Genomic DNA, 19,301 nt, shown 5'->3' with positions numbered 1-19,301 from the left:
CCCTAAGAGCAAACCACCCCTTTTAGGGGTGGTTTTGATTTTTGGGGATGGTCTTGCGCGGTCTGTTGGGCGGCCAATTGCGTTACCCCAGATAAAACCTGCCAAAACAAACCTGTCCCTTTTTGGTAGGTTTTTGCCTTGGGAGCGGTACCATACAGGCAATGTTTAAACGAGAAAGGTGGGCTCCCATGGAACCTAAGCAGTACTACATCGGCATCGACGTCGGCGGCACTTCGGTTAAGGAAGGTCTGTTCGACGAAGACGGCAACCTGCTTGCCAAGGCCAGCGTGCCTACGCCTCCCATCGTTGACGCCGCGGGCTTTGCCGCGGTGACCGAGGCTATCGACCAGGTGGTCGCCAAGGCTCAGATTCCGCGTGCCTTTGTGGCGGGCATTGGCCTGGCCGTTCCGTGCCCCATTCCGGCGTCGGGCGATGCCAAGGTCAAGGCCAACATTGCCATTAACCTGCCCAAGCTGAGGATCGCCATTCAGGAGCACTGTCCCGACGCGGTCGTTAAGTACGAGAACGATGCCAACGCCGCTGCCATGGGCGAGGCCTGGCTCGGTTCTGCCAAGGGCGTGCAGAATGTGGTGATGGTCACCATCGGCACCGGCGTGGGCGGCGGCGTTATCGTCAACGGCGACGTGGTGTCGGGCGTTGTGGGTGCTGGCGGCGAGATTGGCCACATGTGCCTGAACCCGGCTGAGGAGCGCACCTGCGGCTGCGGCGGCCATGGCCACCTGGAGCAGTATTCCAGCGCCACCGGCGTGGTGAGCAACTACCTTGCCGAGTGCAAGAAAGCGGGCGTCGATCCCATCGAGCTCACCGGCCCCTCCGATTCCAAGGACGTGTTCCAAGCCTGCCGCGAGGGCGACAAGCTTGCGCTGGCCGCGGCCGATACCATGGCCGACTATCTCGGTCGTGCACTGGCGCTTATCGCCAACGTGGTCGATCCCGAGATGTTCCTCATCGGCGGCGGCGCCTCCGCCTCGGCCGATGTCTACCTCGACAAGGTTCGCGAGCACTTTAAGCAATACGCGCTCTCTGCCTCGCGCGAGACGCCCATTAAGGTCGCTTCGCTCGGAAACGACGCCGGCATCATCGGTGCCGCCTACGTAGCCCTGCGCGCCGCCGGCAAATAGCTGGTACAAAGGGGACAGACTTCGCCCCGACACTTGCCCCAAATTGTGCCGCGGCCCTTCCGTCTCAGAAGGCTCGGCGCCAGCGTGCTACCATAGCTACGTCCAAGTACACATATCAAGTGGAGGATATCCATGGCAAACGTTCTTGTCTTTGGTCACCAGAACCCCGATAACGACGCCATCATGAGCGCCGTCGTCCTGTCCCAGCTGCTCAACCAGGTTGAGTATGCCGGCAACACCTACGAGGCCTGCGCCCTTGGTCAGCTTCCGGCAGAGTCCGCCAAGCTGCTCTCCGACGCCGGTATCGCCGAGCCTCGCGTGATCGAGTCCGTCGAGGCCGGTCAGCTCGTCGTCCTCACCGACCACAACGAGTCCGCCCAGTCCGTCGCCGGCCTTAAGGACGCCACGGTCTTTGGCGTTGTCGACCATCACCGCATCGGTGACTTCGAGACCGCCGGCCCGCTGCACTACATCTGCCTGCCCTGGGGCTCCAGCTGCACCATCGTCACCAAGCTCGCCGGCGTGCTCGGCGTTGAGCTTTCCGACGTCCAGGCTAAGCTGCTGCTCTCGGCCATGATGACCGACACGCTCATGCTCAAGAGCCCCACCACCACCGATGTCGACCGCGCCGTCGCCGCCAAGCTCGGCGAGCAGGTGGGCGTCGACCCGGTCAAGTTTGGCATGGAGGTCTTCCTTACCCGTCCGTCCGGCTCCTTCACCGCAGCCGAGATGGTCGGCAACGACATCAAGATGTTTGAGCCCGCCGGCAAGAAGCTACTCATCGGCCAGTACGAGACCGTCGACAAGAGCCGTGCGCTCGGCATGATCGACGAGATTCGCGAGGCCATGCGCGCCTACGCCGCCGAGAAGGGTGCTGACGGCATTGTTCTGTGCATCACCGACATTATGGAGGAGGGCTCGCAGGTCCTGCTCGAGGGCGAGACCGAGGCCGCTCAGAAGGGCCTGGGCATTGCCGACGAGCACGACGGCGTCTGGATGCCGGGCGTCCTCTCCCGTAAGAAGCAGGTCGCTGCCCCCATTATGGCCGCCTGCTAGGTTTAGTTGACCAAATGCCACGACCGGATCGCGGACACCCCGCGCTCCGGTCGTTTTTTGTGCACGGCGCCGCGTCGTCTCTTGGACGGGCGTGCCCGTGCCGTTGAGCAAATAATGTTCAACCTGTGGTTCCGCTTTTCGGCCGTGCTTGTGCGCTTGTCGTGCAGGGTAGGCTGGATGCAAGCGTAATACGTTAGAGCGCGGCGCCGCCACTTGGGCGGGCCGTGCTTTTTTAAGACGGGAGCCTTCCCGTGAAAGGAGCCGCCCATGGCAGCACCCGAGCAGCTGTTCAACGTTCGTGAGCGCAAGCGTTTTGAGCGCCACGACATTTGGGAGCGCATCGCCGAGAACGGCACGATTTCCGCCGCCGTCATGGTCTTCGCCGCCATCGCCGCCGTCGTTTGCGCCAACACCGATGCCTATGAGGCCATCCATCACTTTTTGGAGACCCCGCTGTATGTGGGTCTGGGCAACCTTACGGCCGGTCTCACCGTTGAGCTTTTCGTCAACGACTTCCTCATGGCGATTTTCTTTTTGCTGGTGGGCATTGAGCTTAAGTACGAGATGACGGTCGGCGAGCTCAAGAATCCGCGTCAGGCCATGCTTCCCATGCTGGCGGCCGTGGGCGGCGTCGTCGTTCCCGCCTGCATCTACCTGATCTTTAACCATGCCGGCGCCCACAACGGTTGGGCCATCCCCATGGCAACCGATATTGCCTTTGCGCTGGGCGTGCTGTCGCTTTTGGGCAATCGCGTGCCCAACGGCGTGCGCGTGTTCTTCTCGACGCTCGCCATCGCCGACGACCTCATCTCCATCGCCGCCATCGCCATCTTCTACGGTCAGAGCCCCAATCCGTTTTGGTTGGGCGCCGCCGCGCTTGTGACCTGCGCGCTCGTGTGGCTCAACAAGACGCAGCATTACCGCCTTGCCCCGTATTCGGTACTGGGTCTGCTGTTGTGGTTCTGCATGTTCAAGAGCGGCGTACATGCCACACTTGCTGGCGTCATCTTGGCCTTTACCATCCCGGCCAAGTGCGGCGTTAAGCTCGATAGCCTCACCGATTGGTTGGGCGAGTGCCTGCCGCTGCTCGATGACCGCTACGACGACGAGGCACACATCCTGGGCCAGCATGACTTTACCGTCTCGACCACCAAGGTCGAGCGCGTCATGCACCGCGTGACCCCGCCGCTCATCCGCATGGAGCGTCTGATCTCCACGCCGGTCAACTTTGTGATTCTGCCGATCTTTGCGTTCGTGAACGCACAGGTTCGCCTGGTGGGCGTGGACATGAGCACGCTGCTCACCGACCCGGTGACGCTCGGCGTGTACTTTGGCATGCTGCTGGGCAAGCCGATCGGCATCTTTGGCATGACGTTTGCCCTGGTTAAGTTTAGGGTCTGTGAGCTGCCGCACAATGTCAACTGGCACATGATTGCCGGTGTGGGCATTCTGGGCGGTATCGGCTTTACCATGTCGATTCTCATTAGCGGTCTTGCCTTCCCGACGGCCCAGTTTGAGGTTCTGGCTGCCAAGGCCGCCATCCTTGCCGGTTCGGTCACCGCTGCCGTGCTCGGCATGATCTACATGAGCGTGGTCTGCAAGCACCCCGCGCCCAAGGGCGAGTAAAAGCTCGAAAACAGACACCAGAACCGGTTTGGATGCGTTCGAAACTCGGATCAGGGTGCTACTGGCCCACTGCCAGATACCCCCGTGGCCAAAAAACGCCGTTTGTGAGTACTGTCACAAACGGCGTATCATTTTAGGTGCGGAAAATAATGAACAAAGTTATAAGAACTGTACGTTAATGAGTGACCATCGACTTCCAATTTGGCGCTAGCTGACGGTGATTAGGGAGTTTCAAGGTGGCGCGCGCAGACGTGGTGTAAGAGCGTCCTGAGGTCCGTCGCTGCAAGTCCCGATATTACTCCTTCTTGAGACCGCGCCTCTCGACTATCTCGTCCACTATCTCCCTGGCGCGCCGCCCGAGCGCGCGGCGCCTCCCCTCTGTCGGGGCCGGCCTGTCCGCGGGCTCGGCGAAGCCCTCGGCGGCCGAGGCCTCGGAGAACACGCGCTGCTGGGACCACTGTCCCTCGGTCTCCATGAGGCTCGCGCACGTCAGGCGCAGCATCGACTCCCTCGAGGGGAAGGACTGCACGACCCTGTAGCGGCGCTTGATCTCGCGGTTGGCGCGCTCCTGGACGTTGTTGGTGCGGAGCTTGGCCCAGTGCGCCCTGGGGAAGGCCGTGAACGCCAGCGCGGAGTCCTCGGCCTGCTCGAAGACCTCGCCGGCCCTGGCGGACACCGACGCCACCCAGGGCGCCGCCTCGGCCCACACGCAGCGCGCGAGGTCGGGGTCGTCCTGGTAGACCGCGGCGTGCACGAGGTCCCTGACGGCCGCCTTGGAGTCCTCGGGCCTGCCCGAGCAGGCGCTCTGGAGGTTGCGCTGCAGGTGCGTCACGCAGCGCTGCCAGGCGCAGCCCTGGAACAGGCGCGAGACGGCGGCCACGAGCCCGGCGTGGCTGTCGGAGACCACGAGGCGAACGCCGGCCAGCCCGCGCTCGCGCAGCCCGCCGAGGAATGCCGCCCAGGAGTCCTCGCTCTCGGTGTCGACCACGTCGCAGCCCAGGAAGTGCTTGCGCCCGTCGGCGCCCAGCCCGATCGCGGTCACGACGCCCTGCGAGACGACCGACGAGCCGACCCTGCAGCTCATGTAGGTGGCGTCGAGCCACAGGTAGCAGCACGGCGTGCCCGACAGGTCGCGGCGGCGGAACTCCGCCACCTCGGCGTCGAGGTCGGAGCAGAGGCTCGAGACCTCCGAGCTCGACAGCGAGGATATGCCCAGCTTGGACGCCACGCGCTCGACCTTGCGGGTGGACACGCCGCATACGTACATCTCCTGCACGATGGCGGCCACCGAGGTGTCGACGCGCGACCATCGCGCGAGCATGCCCTCGGGGTAGTAGGTGCCGTGCCTGAGCTTGGGTATCTCGAGCTCCACGTCGCCCACGGCGGTCTTGAGCGACCTGGGGCGGTAGCCGTTGCGGCTGTTCTCCCTGCCGTCGCTGCGCTCGTTGCGGCTCGCGCCGCACATCTGCTGGGCCTCGGAGTCCATCAGCGCGTTCATCACGCTGCCCAGCACCCTGCACGCGAACTCGCGCGCGTCGCCGCACTCCTGCCAAAGCCTCGCCGCCTCGAGGGCCTCGTCGCGGCCGAGGCGCAGTACACTCTCTTCTTGGGGCATCGCCTTTCCTTCCATTCGTCACCTTCATTACTCCAACGACGAATTCTAGGCGGTGTCCCCTCCCTTTCAAGAAAGGGCGGAGGCGGGGCATGCCCCGCCTCTTACACCACATCTCTGCGCGCTACCAGTTTCAAGTCGAGTTTTGCCGATTTCGACCGAGAATCGCTGCTACTAAAAAGGTAACAGTACTCATATTTGCCCTTTTTTGGCCACAAGCCCTAAAACAAGCCTCGCCAGGGTCGGGAAACGGGCCAAATCGTCGGCCTCGAGGCTTATTCCACCGTTCCGTAGACGGCGCCCCAGCCGTGGGCGGCCAAGGCGGAGTTGAGCTGGTCGCAAAGCGATTGGCGGTCGTAGTAGCCGGGCGGCAAAAGGTTGACGATTTCCATGAGGTCGGGCGCGAGGTCCAAGATCTCGGCCTGTACGATCAGATCCAGGCGGTCGATGGCGTGGCGGTCGTAAAACAGTCCGTCGACCAGGCGCTGCAGGTCGCCGAATTCCTCGGCCTGGAACGTTCCATACTCCATAGTGCCTCCTTGGGCGCCCCACGCCGGCATGCGCGGCGATTCGTAATTTATTGCGATGGACTTAATCTATCACGGCTTCATAACGTTGCGGCGGTGGCGGTCTATACTTAGACGAACTGCAACGTACCGCTTCGCGAAAGGTCGCACCCCATGCAGACGATCTACCAGAAGATGGAAACCACCGAACTCGATGCCGCTATCGAGGCACTCAAAGCCGAGGTCGCCGAGGTCAAGGCCAAGGGCCTGGCGCTCGACATGGCCCGCGGCAAGCCGTCGCCCTCCCAGGTGGACATCTCTCGACCCATGCTCGATATCCTCAACGCCGACGCCGATCTGCACGATGGCAACGTCGACTGCTCCAACTACGGCTGCTTCGAGGGTATTCCTTCGGCACGCAAGCTGGCAGGGGAGTTCCTGGGCTGCCCCGCCGAGCAGACGCTTGTGCTGGGCTCGTCGAGCCTTTTGATCGAGCACGACATCGCCGGCATGTTCTGGCGTTGCGGTTCGTGCGGCAGTGAGCCTTGGGACGCCTACGAGGCCGCGCACGACGGCAAGAAGGTCAAGTTCCTGTGCCCCGTTCCCGGCTACGATCGCCACTTTGGCATTACCGCCGACTTGGGCATCGAGAACGTCCCCGTCTCGATGACCGACAACGGCCCCGACATGGACGAGATCGAGCGCCTCGTTGCCGCCGACGATTCCATCAAGGGTATCTGGTGCGTGCCCAAGTATTCCAACCCCACGGGCATCACCTTTAGCGAGGATACTGTGCGCCGCCTGGTCGAGATGCCCACGGCCGCGCCCGATTTCCGCATCTTCTGGGACAACGCCTACTGCGTGCACGATCTGTACGACGAGACCGACGAGCTCGCCAACATCTTTGACCTCGCTCGCGCGGCGGGCACCGAGGACCGCGTGGTGGCCTTTGCCTCGACGTCCAAGATTACCTTCCCGGGCGCCGGCATCGGCTTTATCGGTGCGAGCCCCGCGGTCATCGCCGAGTTCTCAAAGCGCCTGAAGGCCGGCCTCATCAGCGCCGACAAGCTCAACCAGCTGCGTCACGTGCGCTTCCTTCCTACCATCGAGGCGGTCAAGGAGCACATGAAAAAGCATGCCGAGTTTTTGCGTCCGCGCTTTGAGGCCGTCGAGCGCAAGCTCACCGAGGGCTTGGGCGACACGGGCTGCGCCACCTGGACGCACCCCCGCGGCGGCTACTTTGTGAGTTTCGATGGTCCCGAGGGCTCGGCCCAGAAGGTCGCCGCGCTTTGCGCAGACCTGGGCGTCAAGCTCACGCCGGCCGGTGCTACCTGGCCCTATGGCAAGGACCCGCGCGACACCAACATCCGCATCGCGCCGAGCTATCCCACGGTCGAGGACCTGGAGGCCGCGCTCGATGTGCTGGTGCTGGCCGTTAAGCTTGTCGCTGCCGAGCTTGCGCGTGCCGAGCGCGCCTAACGCGCGGCTTCCCGTACTATCCGCACTTTCGATACGTAAAGGAGCGTATACATGGATTTGGGTATTTCCACCAACCCCACGCCAGAGCTCTACACCATTAGGGTGACCGGCGAGATCGATATCTCTAACGCCGATAGCCTGCGCAATGCCATCGACCTGGCGCTCGAGCAGCCCACTGAGGCCGTTGAGCTCGATTTTGCCCAGGTGAGCTACATCGATTCGACGGGCATCGGCGTGCTCGTGGGCGCCGCACACCACGCGGTCGACCACGGTAAGCGCTTTAGCTGCGTTAACGTGCAGCCCCCGGTGATGCGCGTGGTTCAGCTGCTGGGTGTCGACCAGGAGATTTCGATCACCGCTGCATAATCTTTGCCCCCAAAAGGGCGTGCCGTTTGGCATATGTTTGTGATGCGCTCGGACGTTTTGGCGTCCGGGCGCTATACTTGACCGAATGAATAGACGAGTTCCGGCCGAATGGCGCGGTGCGGGCTCGACTCACATCGAGCCTTGGAGGTATGTGTGTTTGGTATTGGAGAGGGTGAGCTCGCGATCATCGTGGTCTTCGGCTTTTTGCTGTTTGGCCCGGATAAGCTCCCGCAGATGGGCCGCACGATCGGCCGTGCCATCCGTCAGTTCCGCGAGACGCAGGAAAAGATGACGGCTGTTGTTCAGTCCGAGATCATCGATCCGGTAAGCGAGGCCGCGTCGGCCCCGGTCAAGCCCAAGAAGGCTGCTGCGACCGACGACGATTCCGATGCGGACGAGGATGCCGTCGAGACGGCTGCGCCCGCAAAGAAGGAGACCTTTGCCGAGCGCCGTGCCCGCCTTGCCGCCGAGAAGGCCGCAAGCGAGGGTGCTGCTGAGGGCGAGGATGCTGCCAAGGAGACTGAAGCCGAGGGTGCCGACGCCGGGTCTGCCGATGCCGCCGTCGAGCCCGAGCCTGCTGCAGAGCCGGAGCCCGAGCCCGAGCCGGCAGAGCCCACGACGGCCGACCTCTATGCCCGTCGTCCCCGCAAGCGCAAGGCCGTCGTCGACCAGCTTGCCCGCGAGCTCGAGGCCGAGGACGATGCCGCTGCCGATGCCCCGAAGGGAGGCGATGAGTAATGCCTATCGGACCTGCGCGTATGCCGCTCTTCGATCACCTGGGAGAGCTCCGTCGCCGCCTGACCATCGTGGTCGTCTCGGTGTTTGCCGCAGCCATCGTGCTGTATTTCGCCACGCCCGTGGTGCTCGACATCCTGGAAGATCCCATCCGCTCCTTTGTGCCGGATGGTAAGTTCTACATCACCACCACGCTCGGCGGCTTTGGCCTGCGCTTCTCGCTGGCCATCAAGATGGCCGTGGTCATGTGCACGCCCATGATCATCTGGCAGATTCTGGCGTTTTTCCTGCCGGCGCTTCGCCCCAACGAGCGCAAGTGGGTCGTGCCCACGGTGCTCGCCTCGACGGTGCTGTTCTTCCTGGGCGCAATCTTTTGCTACTTCATCATCATCCCTGCGGGCTTTGAGTGGCTCATCGGCGAAACCTCGGCCGTCGCCACGGCGCTGCCCGATCTGGAGAACTACGTCAACATGGAGCTGCTCTTTATGATCGGCTTTGGTGTGGCGTTTGAGCTGCCGCTCATCATCTTTTACCTGTCCGTCTTCCATATCGTGTCCTACGCGGCCTTCCGCAGCGCCTGGCGTTACGTATACGTTGGCCTGCTTGTGGGCTCGGCTGTGATTACGCCCGACGGCTCGCCCGTTACGCTGGGCCTCATGTATGGCGCCCTGCTCTCGCTCTACGAGATTTCGCTCGCCATCGCCCGTGTGGTCATTACCGCGCGCGAGGGCAAGGAGGGCTTGTTCGTGAGTCGTCTGGACCTGTTCTCGGACGATGAGGACGACGAGGAGTAAATCGGTATGCACGAGGTTGGCATTGTCAACGGCATACTCGATACAGTGATTCGTGCGGCGCGTGGGGCGGGGGCCTCGCGCGCCGTTTTGGTAACGCTGCGTATCGGGGATATGACCGAGGTCGTGCGCGAGGCGCTTGACTTTGCGTGGGAGACGTTTCGTGACGAGGACCCGCTCACGCAAGGTTGCGAGCTTGCGGTAGAGGAGGTCCATCCGCAAAGCGAGTGTCTGGACTGCGGTGAGGTTTTCGATCATGACCGCTTCCACTGCCGCTGCCCCCAGTGCGGCGGCGCCAATGTGCGCCTACTGCACGGCCGCGAGCTCGACATCGCAAGTATCGAAATCGAGACCCCCGACGATTAGCCCATCAGCCATCTGGGGACGGGGTATAAAGGGGCAGAAGTAAGGAGTGCCGAATATGGCCGAGAAAACGATTGATATCGCGTCGCCGATTCTGTCGCGCAACGAGCGCCTGGCAGATCAGCTGCGTGAGCGATTTAAAGAGACAAACACCTACGTGATTAACGTGCTGTCGAGCCCCGGCTCGGGCAAGACCACCACGATCCTGGGCACCAACGAGCGCCTGCGCGACAAGGCTGGCCTGCGCTGCGCCGTCATCGAGGGCGATATTGCCTCGGATGTCGACGCCATTACCATGAAGGAAGCCGGCATGCCCGCCATCCAGATCAACACGGGCGGCCTGTGCCACCTCGAGGGCAACATGATCATGGAGGCCGTTGACGCGTTCGACCAGGCGGTGGGTCTGGAAAACATCGACGTCATCTTTATCGAAAACGTGGGTAACCTGGTCTGCCCAGTCGACTTTGACCTGGGCGAGAACCTGTCCATCATGATTCTTTCGGTGCCCGAGGGCGACGACAAGCCTATCAAGTACCCGGGCATCTTCCAACACGCCGGCGCGCAGCTGCTCAACAAGGTCGACGTGGCTCCGGCTTTCGATTTTGACATGGATAGGTATACTAAGACACTCGATGACCTCAATCCGCAGGCGCCGCGGTTTGCCGTGAGCGCGCGCAAGGGCGAGGGCATGGATGCCTGGTGTGATTGGCTCATCGGGCAGATTGAGCAAGCAAGGGCGTAAGTCGGCCGCCATACGGGCGGGCGTAGCCGCAGAGATACGAGATAGGAGCCTCTTTTGAAGCTCATCATCGCAGAGAAAAACGACGCCGCGCGTCAGATTGCCGAGCGTCTGTCCACGGGCAAACCCAAAAAGGACAAGGTGTACAACACCGCAATCTACCGTTTTGAGTGGAAGGGCGAGGAATGCGTGACCATCGGCCTTGCCGGTCACATCCTTGCACCCGATTTTTGCGACAGCGTGCTGTTCGATAAAAAGTTGGGTTGGTATTCGGTCACCGAGGACGGTGAGATGTTGCCGGCCGACATGCCCGATGGCCTGGCTCGTCCGCCCTACGACACCAAGCGTAAGCCGTTTCTTGCCGATGGCATTTCCATCAAGGGCTGGAAGCTCGAGAGCCTGCCTTATCTCACCTGGGCGCCCGTCATTAAGCTGCCGGCCGAGAAGGAGCTCATTCGTTCGCTCAAGAACCTCGCTAAAAAGTCCGACAGCGTCATCATCGCCACGGACTTCGACCGCGAGGGCGAGCTGATTGGCTCGGATGCTCTCAACAAGGTGCGCGAGGTTGCGCCGGACTTGCCGGTCGCCCGCGCCCAGTACTCTTCGTTTACCAAGGCCGAGATCACGCACGCCTTCGATAATCTCGTCTCGCTCGACCAGAACCTGGCCGACGCCGGCGAGAGCCGCCAGCACATCGACCTCATTTGGGGCGCGGTGCTCACGCGCTATCTGACGCTCGCCAAGTTCGGCGGCTTTGGTAACGTGCGCTCTGCCGGCCGCGTGCAGACGCCGACGCTCGCCCTGGTGGTCGAGCGCGAGCGCGAGCGCATGGCGTTTGTGCCCGAGGACTATTGGCAGATTCGCGGCATGGGTGCCGCGCAGGGCGCTGCCGAGGACGATCGCTTTAAGATCGCTCACAAGACGGCGCGCTTTACCGACAAAGATGCTGCTGAGACGGCGTACGGCCATGTCGACGGCGCTACGACGGCGACCGTCGCCGCGGTGACCAAACGCTCGCGCAAGCAGCAGCCGCCCACGCCGTTTGCGACCACCTCGCTGCAGGCTGCCGCCGCGGCCGAGGGCATTTCGCCTGCGCGCACCATGCGCATCGCCGAGTCCCTCTACATGGCGGGTCTTATCAGCTACCCGCGTGTCGACAACACCGTGTACCCTGCGACGCTCGATTTGGGCGCCGTGGTGAGCGACCTGGCAAAGATCAACCCGGCACTAGCGCCCGTATGCAAAAAGGTGCTCGCGGGCCCCATGAAGCCCACGCGCGGCAAGGTCGAGACCACCGACCACCCGCCTATCTATCCCACGGGCGAGGGCGACCCGTCCACGCTCGACGGCGGCCAGCGTAAGCTCTACGACCTCATCGCCCGTCGCTTCCTGGCAACGCTCATGGGGCCCGCGACCATCGAGAACACCAAGCTCGAACTCGATGTGAATGGCGAGCCGTTCGTGGCCTCGGGCGATGTGCTCGTGACCCCGGGTTTCCGCGAGGCGTACCCGTATGGACTCAAGCGCGACGAGCAGATGCCGCCGCTGGAGCAGGGCGATACGGTCGACGTGTTCGACATTAAGCTCGAGGCCAAGCAGACCGAGCCGCCTGCGCGCTACAGCCAGGGCAAGCTCGTGCAGGAGATGGAAAAGCGCGGCCTGGGTACCAAGTCCACGCGCGCGAGCATCATCGAGCGCCTGTATGCCGTGCGCTACCTCAAAAACGATCCCGTTGAGCCGAGCCAGCTGGGTATCGCCATCATCGACGCGCTGACGCAGTTTGCCCCGCGCATCACGAGCCCCGATATGACCAGCGAGCTCGACGGCGACATGACTCGCGTGGAGCACGGCGAGGATACCGAAGAGCATGTCGTGACGCACTCGCGCGCGCTGCTGGCTGGCGTGCTCGACGAGCTGCTCAAGCACACGCAGGAGCTGGGCGACGCCATCAGCGACGCCGTTACGGCCGATGCGCGCGTGGGCGCCTGCCCCAAGTGCGGCAAGGACCTGGTTATGAAGACGAGCGCCAAGACCCGTGGCAGCTTTATTGGCTGCATGGGCTGGCCCGACTGCGACGTGACCTATCCGGTGCCGAGCGGCGTCAAGGTCAGCCCGCTCGAGGGCGAGGCCGCCGTGTGCCCCGAGTGCGGTGCGCCGCGCATTAAGTGCCAGCCGTTCCGCCAGAAGGCTTTCGAGATCTGCGTGAATCCCACGTGCCCCACCAACTACGAGCCTGACCTTAAGGTGGGCGAGTGCAAGGTGTGTGCCGAGGCCGGACGCCATGGCGATTTGATTGCGCACAAGAGCGAGAAGAGCGGCAAGCGTTTTATCCGCTGCACCAACTACGATGACTGTGGCGTGAGCTATCCGCTGCCGGCACGTGGCAAGCTCGAGGCGACGGGTGAGACCTGTCCCGAGTGCGGCGCTCCCATCGTGGTGGTCAACACGGCGCGCGGCCCGTGGCGTATCTGCGTCAACATGGACTGCCCGACCAAGGAGAAGAAGCCCGCCCGCGGCCGCAAGACCACGACCAAGGCGAGCACGGCGAAGAAGACCACGGCGGGAAAGAAGACGACGGTGGCAAAGAAGGCCACGGCGGCCAAGAAGACGGCCGCCAAAAAGACGACGGCCAAGAAGTCGACTACCAAAAAGACTGCTGCCGACAAGTAACCGAGCACATATAGACACGGCGGGGCCGGGCGCGCAAATGCAAATGCGCGCCCGGCCCCACTTCTAAGTTGCGGTGAAATAGGGACTGTTTTTGCTGGCAAAAGGCCTAATCAATCCCTATTTCACCGCAAGTTTTGATCAGTTGTTGGGATTATTTCACCTCGACGGGTGCGGCGCCGGGGTAGCGGTCCTCAAAGTCCAGACGGTATTTGTTGTCGTTGGTGCCCGCTACGTTGTCGCGCGCCAGCGGCGCCACGATCTCGTCCTTGTGGTTGGCGGGGCTGGAGTATTCAAGGCTGATCTCCCAGGCATCGCAAATGACGTCAATGCGATTCTCCAAGTCGTCGTAGAGCGTGATGATATCTTTCCACGAGCTGTAGTTCTGCGAGTCGATGGGAACATCCAGGTCCTCGACCTCGTCCTTGAGGTCGCCGATCTGATCCTCGAGCGCCTCGGCGGCATCGCTGGCCGACTGACGCGAGCTGCGGTCATCCTTGAGATAGTACGTGTTAAACGTGGTAGCGCAGTCGCGAACCTGCTGATCAAGATCGGAGAGCCTGCTGTAGTAGGAGCTCAGCTGGTCGTAGACGTTCTGCTCGCTGATGGTGGCGGCATCGCGGGCGTCATCGTCATCATCGTCAAGCTTGTTGGGGTCGCCCTTGACGGACATATCGTCGTCATCGTGGTCGATCTTGACCTTCTCGATGGTTGTGCCCTTGGAATCGTCGGCGTTCTTGTTGAACGGTCCGATCATAAAGAATGCGACCAGCGCGATAATCACGACGACCAGTACGGCGATGATGCCGATAAGCAGAGCGTTGTTGTTTTTGGGCGCAGCGGGAGCACCGGCCTGCGGAGCGGCGGTCGGTATGGGCTGCTGCGGCGCGGAGCCGGCTGGCGTCGCCCATTGCTGCGTCGTGCCGACTTCGGGCTGGGGAGCGGGCGCGGGCTGATGGGCGGACTGCACGGTCACGTCCGCCTGCGCATTCTCTTGCGACTGAGAGGCCTGGCCATCATCGGTTACCGGCGTTCCGCAGCTGGTGCAAAAACGCTCGTCGTCATTCAGAAGCTTGCCGCAATGGGTACAAAACCGGGGCATGATGGTTCCTTCCATTCGATGTGTTGGCTAGATTATAAGGTGGTTCAGGTGCGGTTGGGCCGCGCCGACCCAACTGGTTATGTGAGGATGATCATGTCGCGCAAGCCCTGTCGCATGCGTCACAATGAGTGCGGCGTGCTGGGTGTCCGGCGCGGCCGTTTATCGACGGCTCGGTAGAATGCGATGGTGGGGAGTGAGTCTGTGTACTGCGGCGAGCAAGGTCGGGGTGGCGGCGAAAACGTGGAGGCGTTCCGGTTCCCGCCGGGGGATGCACCCCTCACTGCGCGCGATTGCTCGCGTCGAGTGTTTTGTGCCGGGATGTTGACCGGAGCGCTTGCCTCGGTGATGAGTCTCGGCGGTTGTGCCGCGCGCCGCAACGAGGCTGAGGGCTCCGCTGTCCCTGCCAAACAAACGTCAAAGCGGTCATCCGCGACAAAAGCGACGGCCGCCCCTAAGTCTTCTTGGATCGCCGCCATTCAGCAAGATATCGAGGCCCTGGTCGAGTCGTATGGCGATTCCGTCTCGGTTTACGCCGTGGCGCTTGATCCTCAAACGTTCGCGTCGCTCGATGGTGAAGTCGCTGTGGCGCCGGACGCGCGACATGTGGCGGCAAGCATCATCAAGCTTCCCATTCTCGCTTGTGCGCTCGAGACCGTGACGGCGGGCGAGCTGTCCCTCGACGAGCAGATAACGGTAACGCAACAGGATATCGTGGGTGGCAGCGGCAACATTCAGTCGCGCGGTGCGGGTGTGTCGTACAGTATTGACGAGCTGCTGCACGCTATGATCGCCCAGAGCGATAACGTGGCAGCGAACCTTGTTATCGGCAGACTTGGCATGGATACGGTCAACGAAACGTGTGCCGCATTGGGGTTGACCCAGACCGTGCTCGCTCGTTTGATGATGGACACCGAGGCCCAGGCACAAGGTCGCGAGAACTATACGAGCGCTCGTGATGCTGCGGCCGTGTTGCAGCGGCTGGCGGCGGGGACAATCGCGACGCCCGAGCTGTGCGAGCGAGCGCGCGGATATCTGCTGGCGCAGGAAGACGCGCGCGGTATTGTCGAGGGCGTTCCCGGCGGCGTTTTGGTCGCGCACAAAACGGGCAGCCTGGCGAATGCTCAGCACGATGCCGCAATCGTCTACACCGAGCGCCCCTACGTGCTGGCAATCCTCACCCAAGACCTCGAACGCGAGCAAGCCTTAGCCCTCGAGCGCGACATTTCCTTCGCTATCAACGCCCGCGCCCACTCCTAACTTGCGGTGAAATAGGGATTGTATTTGCTGTTAGAAGGCGTATTCAGTCCCTATTTCACCGCAACTTAGAGGGTCGGCAGTTAGGGACATTCCTTTCCGGCCGGCACTTTAGGAACGTCCCTAACTGTCGCCTAGTCATTTAAGAACGTCCCCAATGACTAGGTGGGATTTGGGGTGCGCCGGACGCTGGGGTATCATGGCTTGGTTGCTATAACTTGCACTTTCGCGCCTTGTGGGAAGGGGATGCGCCCATGGCTTTTGAGCCCGCTCAACATAGCTTTATCACGCTCGAGGGCGTCGACGGCGCCGGCAAGTCCACGCAGGCGCGCCTACTTGCCCGTGCGCTCGAGCTCGCTGGTTACCAGGTTGTGAGCCTGCGCGAGCCGGGCGGTACCGCCATCAGCGAAAAGATCCGCGCCCTGCTGCTCGACCCTGCCAATACGGCGATGGGCGACACCTGCGAGCTGCTGCTCTACGAGGCGGCACGCGCTCAGTTGGTGCATGAGGTCATAGCTCCCGCCCTCGCTGCCGGCAAGGTGGTCCTGTGCGACCGTTTCTACGATTCCACGACCTGCTACCAGGCGTTTGCCGATGGCCTCGACCGTCAGATGGTGCGCGATGCCAACAACCTGGCTGTCACCGGTACGCATCCGGCGCTCACGCTCGTCTATCACATCACGCCCGAGCAGGCGGCGCTGCGCATGGCGGCCCGCGGTGCGGCGGATCGCATGGAGGCAAAGGGCATGGCCTTCCAGGAGCGCGTTTATCAGGGATTTTGTTCCATTGCTGCCGAGGAGCCAGACCGCGTGAAGCTCATCGACGCCACTGCGTCGATCGCAGACGTCTTCGCGCAGACGGTCGAGCTGGTTCGTGCGTATGGCCTCGATGTCCCCCAAGATGCCGTCGCCGCCGCGCTTGCCCAGGAGGCCGAGTAACATGGCCCCCGCGCAGACAAGCCTGCTGGCCAAGCTCGACACCCAACAGCGCGTGCGCGATTTTTTGACCAACGCCATCGCAAGCGGCCGCGCATCGCACGCCTACCTGTTCTTGGGCGCTTCCGGCGCCGGTAAGCTCGACGCCGCATGGGCGCTTGCCCAGGCATTCCTGTGCGAGCGGGACGGCTGTGGCTCGTGCGACAGCTGCGTGCGCGTCGCCCGCCATACGCATCCCGACGTGCACTATTACACCCCCGAAAGTGCTACGGGCTACCTCATCGCGCAGACCCGCGAGCTGCTCGACGACGTGCCCTTGGCGCCCATCCGCGCCAAGGCAAAGGTCTACATCATCGACCGTGCCGAGCAGCTGCGCGCCAACACCGCCAACGCGCTGCTCAAAACGCTCGAGGAACCGCCCGAGGGCGTCATGTTCATCCTGTTGGGCACCTCGGCCGACGTGATGCTGCCCACCATCGTGAGCCGTTGCCAGTGCGTACCGTTTCGGCTGGTGTCGCCCACTGTGGCCGCGCAGGCCGTGAGCCGCGCCACCGGTCAGGACCCTGCGCGTTGCCGCATGGCCGTCGCTGTGGCGGGAAGCCCCACGCGTGGCATCGAGTTTCTCAAGAGCGCCGAGCGCCAGGACGCCCGTCGTCAGATGGTCCGCGCCATCGACTCGCTCATCGCTGCCGACGAGGCCGACGTGCTCAGCCGCGCCAAGTCACTCATCGTCGCCGTCAAGGCGCCGCTCGCCGAGGTCAAGTCCACGCAGGAAAAGGTGCTCGAGCAAAATGCCGACTACCTGTCGCGTGGAGCATTGAAGCAGCTTGAGGACCGCAACAAGCGCGAACTCAACGCGCGCGAGCGTTCGGGTATCATGGAAGCGCTGGCGAGCGCGCGGACGCTCATGCGCGACGTGCTGCTGACACTTCAGGATGAGGCGGCAGACGTTGTGAACGAGGACGTGCGCGACACGATCGGGCGGCTTGCCGCGGCGACGAATGTTGCGGGTGCCACCCGGGCGCTCGAGGCAGTCGCGACCGCTGAGCGCAACATCGCCAGAAACGTTACTCCCCAGCTGGCCATCGAGGTCATGCTGTTCGATATCAGGAAGGCACTGAAATGCCGTTAGTCGTACCCGTTAAGTTTACCTACGCCTCGCGCGACCTGTGGTTCGACCCACAGGATCTGGATATCCTCGAGGCCGATTATGCTATCTGCTCCACCGAGCGCGGAACCGAGATCGGCCTGGTCACGGCCGATCCCTTCGAGGTGCCGCTCGACGAAATCGGTCAGCCGCTCAAGCCCGTGTTGCGCGTAGCGAGCGACATCGACCTGCAGCTTGCCGACGACCTGGCTATCCAGGGTGACGAGGCCATGGTCGACTTCCGCCGTCTGGTCAAGGAGCTCGACCTCGAGATGAAGCCGGTCGGCGTCGAGTACCTGTTTGGCGGCGAGAAGGCTGTGTTCTACTTTGCTGCCGAGGAGCGCGTCGATTTCCGTCAGCTCGTCAAGGACCTGTCCTCGACGCTGCACATTCGCGTCGACATGCGCCAGATCGGCGTGCGTGACGAGACCCGCCTGGTGGGCGGCTATGCCCAGTGCGGCCAGGAGCTCTGCTGCACGCGCTTTGGCGGACAGTTTGAGCCGGTTTCGATTCGCATGGCAAAAGAGCAGGACCTGCCGCTCAACTCGTCCAAAATTAGCGGCGTCTGCGGCCGCCTGATGTGCTGCCTGCGCTACGAGTTCGAGGCGTACAAGGACTTTAAGAGCCGCGCGCCCAAAAAGAAGACGCTTATCGATACGCCGCTTGGCAAGGCGCGTATCCAGGAATATGACACGCCGCGTGAGCAGCTGGTGTTGCGCCTGGAGAACGGCAAAGTCTTTAAGGTCAACCTGGCCGACATGACCTGCTCGGAGGGCTGTAAAAAGAAGGCCGCCGAGCAGGGCTGCAACTGCCGCCCCGACTGCGTGACGCGCGATGTGCTCGAGCGTATCGAGTCGCCCGAGATGCGCTTGGCGCTTATGGAGCTCGACCGCGAGAACGGCGTCGACGTGGGCGATGGCCTGTCGAGCGCCGACCGTCTGGCGGGGACGACGATGCCCAAGCGCCGCCGTCGCGATGCGGACGCCGATACCCGTGCGGGTCAGAGCCAGGGCGAGGGTCGCGGCCGCGGTAAGGGTCGCGGCAAGGCCGAGGCACCCGAGGCCGAGGAGGCTGCCGGTGGACGTCGCCGCCGCAAGCGCTCGGGTTCGGGCGATACCGGCGAGGCCGCTCCCGCAGGCAAGAATTCCCCCCGCGAGCGCGAGGCTCAGCAGCCCCAGCAGCAAAACCGCGGCGGTGGCATGAATCCCACGCGCCGTCGCCGCCGCCGTCATCTGTCGAGCGAGGAGCGCGAGGACGCCTTCCGCGCCGCAGCCGCTCGCGAAGCCGTCGCCGCCCCCAAGGGTGGTTCGGGTTCCGATACGCCTGCCGACAAGGGTGGCAAGCAGCGCAACGATGACGAGCGCACCCCGCGTCCGCGTCGTCGCCATTCCTCGGGCGCGCAGCAAAAGCCTTCGGTGCCCTCCGTGGCCGATCAGGTCTCGGATGGCGAGGTCAAGGTCACGCGCCGTCGCCCCGGAGATGGCGGAGGGGCGGCCGCCAAGGCCGCGCGCGGCGCTGCTCGCGATGAACGCGAGTCGCGCGACGATCGTGGTGGCGAGGGTTCGGCCGACCAGGGTCAAAAGCGCCGTCGCCGTCGCCGTTCCCGCAAGCCGCGCCAGGATGGTGGCGAGGGCTCGACCCAAAACTCGTCCGCACCGCAACCGCCCACCGGCGAATAGCGCCCGCAAACGGATTTAACCTGCCTGACCCCAAACGCGTCGGGGTACCATAGCGCTGAATCAACAACCCTCCCTGCGACCGAGCGTAGGGAGGGTTGTGTC

General features: G+C 63.1%; 17 protein-coding genes. 14 read left to right on the top strand and 3 right to left on the bottom strand.

Annotated features, from left to right (window positions below; translation table 11 throughout):
* Positions 1-188 precede the first annotated feature (188 nt).
* The 3 genes from LCQ44_RS02095 (at position 189) to nhaA (ending at position 3,824) form a co-directional block, all read left to right on the top strand.
* Positions 189-1,142, top strand: a complete 954-nt coding sequence (locus LCQ44_RS02095) for an ROK family protein (RefSeq protein WP_225093945.1) — start codon at positions 189-191, stop codon at positions 1,140-1,142.
* A gap of 132 nt (positions 1,143-1,274) precedes the next feature.
* The gene (locus LCQ44_RS02090) at positions 1,275-2,198 is read left to right on the top strand and encodes a manganese-dependent inorganic pyrophosphatase (RefSeq protein WP_225093944.1); all 924 of its coding nucleotides are present in this window, start codon (positions 1,275-1,277) and stop codon (positions 2,196-2,198) included.
* 267 nt (positions 2,199-2,465) lie between these two features.
* Positions 2,466-3,824, top strand: coding sequence for a Na+/H+ antiporter NhaA (nhaA, locus tag LCQ44_RS02085; RefSeq protein WP_225093943.1), 1,359 nt, complete (start codon positions 2,466-2,468; stop codon positions 3,822-3,824).
* 295 nt (positions 3,825-4,119) lie between these two features.
* Here the strand turns inward: nhaA and LCQ44_RS02080 are convergent, their stop codons facing one another.
* Together LCQ44_RS02080 and LCQ44_RS02075 are read right to left on the bottom strand one after the other, a co-directional pair.
* The gene (locus LCQ44_RS02080) at positions 4,120-5,454 is read right to left on the bottom strand and encodes an IS256 family transposase (RefSeq protein WP_089573697.1); all 1,335 of its coding nucleotides are present in this window, start codon (positions 5,452-5,454) and stop codon (positions 4,120-4,122) included.
* 257 nt (positions 5,455-5,711) lie between these two features.
* A complete protein-coding gene (locus tag LCQ44_RS02075) occupies positions 5,712-5,966 on the bottom strand; it encodes a hypothetical protein (RefSeq protein WP_225093942.1) in 255 nt (84 codons plus the stop codon).
* A gap of 150 nt (positions 5,967-6,116) precedes the next feature.
* On the opposite strand from LCQ44_RS02075, the gene LCQ44_RS02070 reads away from it, so the two are divergent.
* The 7 genes from LCQ44_RS02070 to LCQ44_RS02040 all read left to right on the top strand — a co-directional run bounded on the left by LCQ44_RS02070 (position 6,117) and on the right by LCQ44_RS02040 (position 13,085).
* Positions 6,117-7,421, top strand: coding sequence for an aspartate aminotransferase type Ic (locus tag LCQ44_RS02070; protein ID WP_225093941.1), 1,305 nt, complete (start codon positions 6,117-6,119; stop codon positions 7,419-7,421).
* A 51-nt stretch (positions 7,422-7,472) separates the two neighbouring features.
* Complete coding sequence (locus LCQ44_RS02065; protein WP_195364172.1) at positions 7,473-7,787, top strand: STAS domain-containing protein; 315 nt, start codon at positions 7,473-7,475, stop codon at positions 7,785-7,787.
* Between the two features lie 153 nt (positions 7,788-7,940).
* Positions 7,941-8,525, top strand: a complete 585-nt coding sequence (locus LCQ44_RS02060; protein ID WP_225093940.1) for a twin-arginine translocase TatA/TatE family subunit — start codon at positions 7,941-7,943, stop codon at positions 8,523-8,525.
* Positions 8,525-9,316, top strand: coding sequence for a twin-arginine translocase subunit TatC (gene tatC, locus LCQ44_RS02055; RefSeq protein ID WP_055285525.1), 792 nt, complete (start codon positions 8,525-8,527; stop codon positions 9,314-9,316). Before LCQ44_RS02060 ends, tatC begins: the two co-directional genes overlap by 1 nt.
* Positions 9,317-9,322: 6 nt before the next feature.
* Positions 9,323-9,679: a hydrogenase maturation nickel metallochaperone HypA gene (hypA, locus tag LCQ44_RS02050; RefSeq protein ID WP_217108232.1), complete on the top strand. Its 357-nt coding sequence runs from the start codon at positions 9,323-9,325 to the stop codon at positions 9,677-9,679.
* A gap of 55 nt (positions 9,680-9,734) precedes the next feature.
* Positions 9,735-10,418 (top strand): hydrogenase nickel incorporation protein HypB, encoded by a 684-nt coding sequence (hypB, locus tag LCQ44_RS02045; RefSeq protein ID WP_195364176.1) that lies wholly within the window; start codon positions 9,735-9,737, stop codon positions 10,416-10,418.
* Between the two features lie 54 nt (positions 10,419-10,472).
* The gene (locus tag LCQ44_RS02040) at positions 10,473-13,085 is read left to right on the top strand and encodes a DNA topoisomerase I (RefSeq protein ID WP_225093939.1); all 2,613 of its coding nucleotides are present in this window, start codon (positions 10,473-10,475) and stop codon (positions 13,083-13,085) included.
* A gap of 151 nt (positions 13,086-13,236) precedes the next feature.
* Here LCQ44_RS02040 and LCQ44_RS02035 read toward each other — a convergent pair whose 3' ends face one another.
* Positions 13,237-14,184 carry a zinc-ribbon domain-containing protein gene (locus LCQ44_RS02035; RefSeq protein ID WP_225093938.1) on the bottom strand — a complete coding sequence of 316 codons (948 nt, stop codon included), beginning with the start codon at positions 14,182-14,184 and terminating at the stop codon, positions 13,237-13,239.
* Between the two features lie 345 nt (positions 14,185-14,529).
* Here LCQ44_RS02035 and LCQ44_RS02030 point away from each other — a divergent pair, with 345 nt between their 5' ends.
* From LCQ44_RS02030 to LCQ44_RS02015, 4 genes are all read left to right on the top strand, one after another.
* Entirely contained in the window at positions 14,530-15,441 is a 912-nt protein-coding gene (locus LCQ44_RS02030) for a serine hydrolase (RefSeq protein ID WP_225093937.1), read from the top strand.
* A 251-nt stretch (positions 15,442-15,692) separates the two neighbouring features.
* Positions 15,693-16,376, top strand: coding sequence for a dTMP kinase (gene tmk / locus LCQ44_RS02025; protein WP_225093936.1), 684 nt, complete (start codon positions 15,693-15,695; stop codon positions 16,374-16,376).
* 1 nt (position 16,377) lies between these two features.
* Complete coding sequence (locus LCQ44_RS02020; protein ID WP_225093935.1) at positions 16,378-17,505, top strand: DNA polymerase III subunit; 1,128 nt, start codon at positions 16,378-16,380, stop codon at positions 17,503-17,505.
* Positions 17,496-19,199, top strand: a complete 1,704-nt coding sequence (locus LCQ44_RS02015; RefSeq protein ID WP_225093934.1) for a PSP1 domain-containing protein — start codon at positions 17,496-17,498, stop codon at positions 19,197-19,199. Before LCQ44_RS02020 ends, LCQ44_RS02015 begins: the two co-directional genes overlap by 10 nt.
* Positions 19,200-19,301 lie beyond the last annotated feature (102 nt).

Origin of the sequence: Collinsella aerofaciens (assembly GCF_020181355.1) — a bacterium.
Lineage (GTDB): Bacteria > Actinomycetota > Coriobacteriia > Coriobacteriales > Coriobacteriaceae > Collinsella.
The sequence above is the reverse complement of the archived record's forward strand: the minus strand, read 5'-3'. Positions and strand labels throughout refer to the sequence as shown.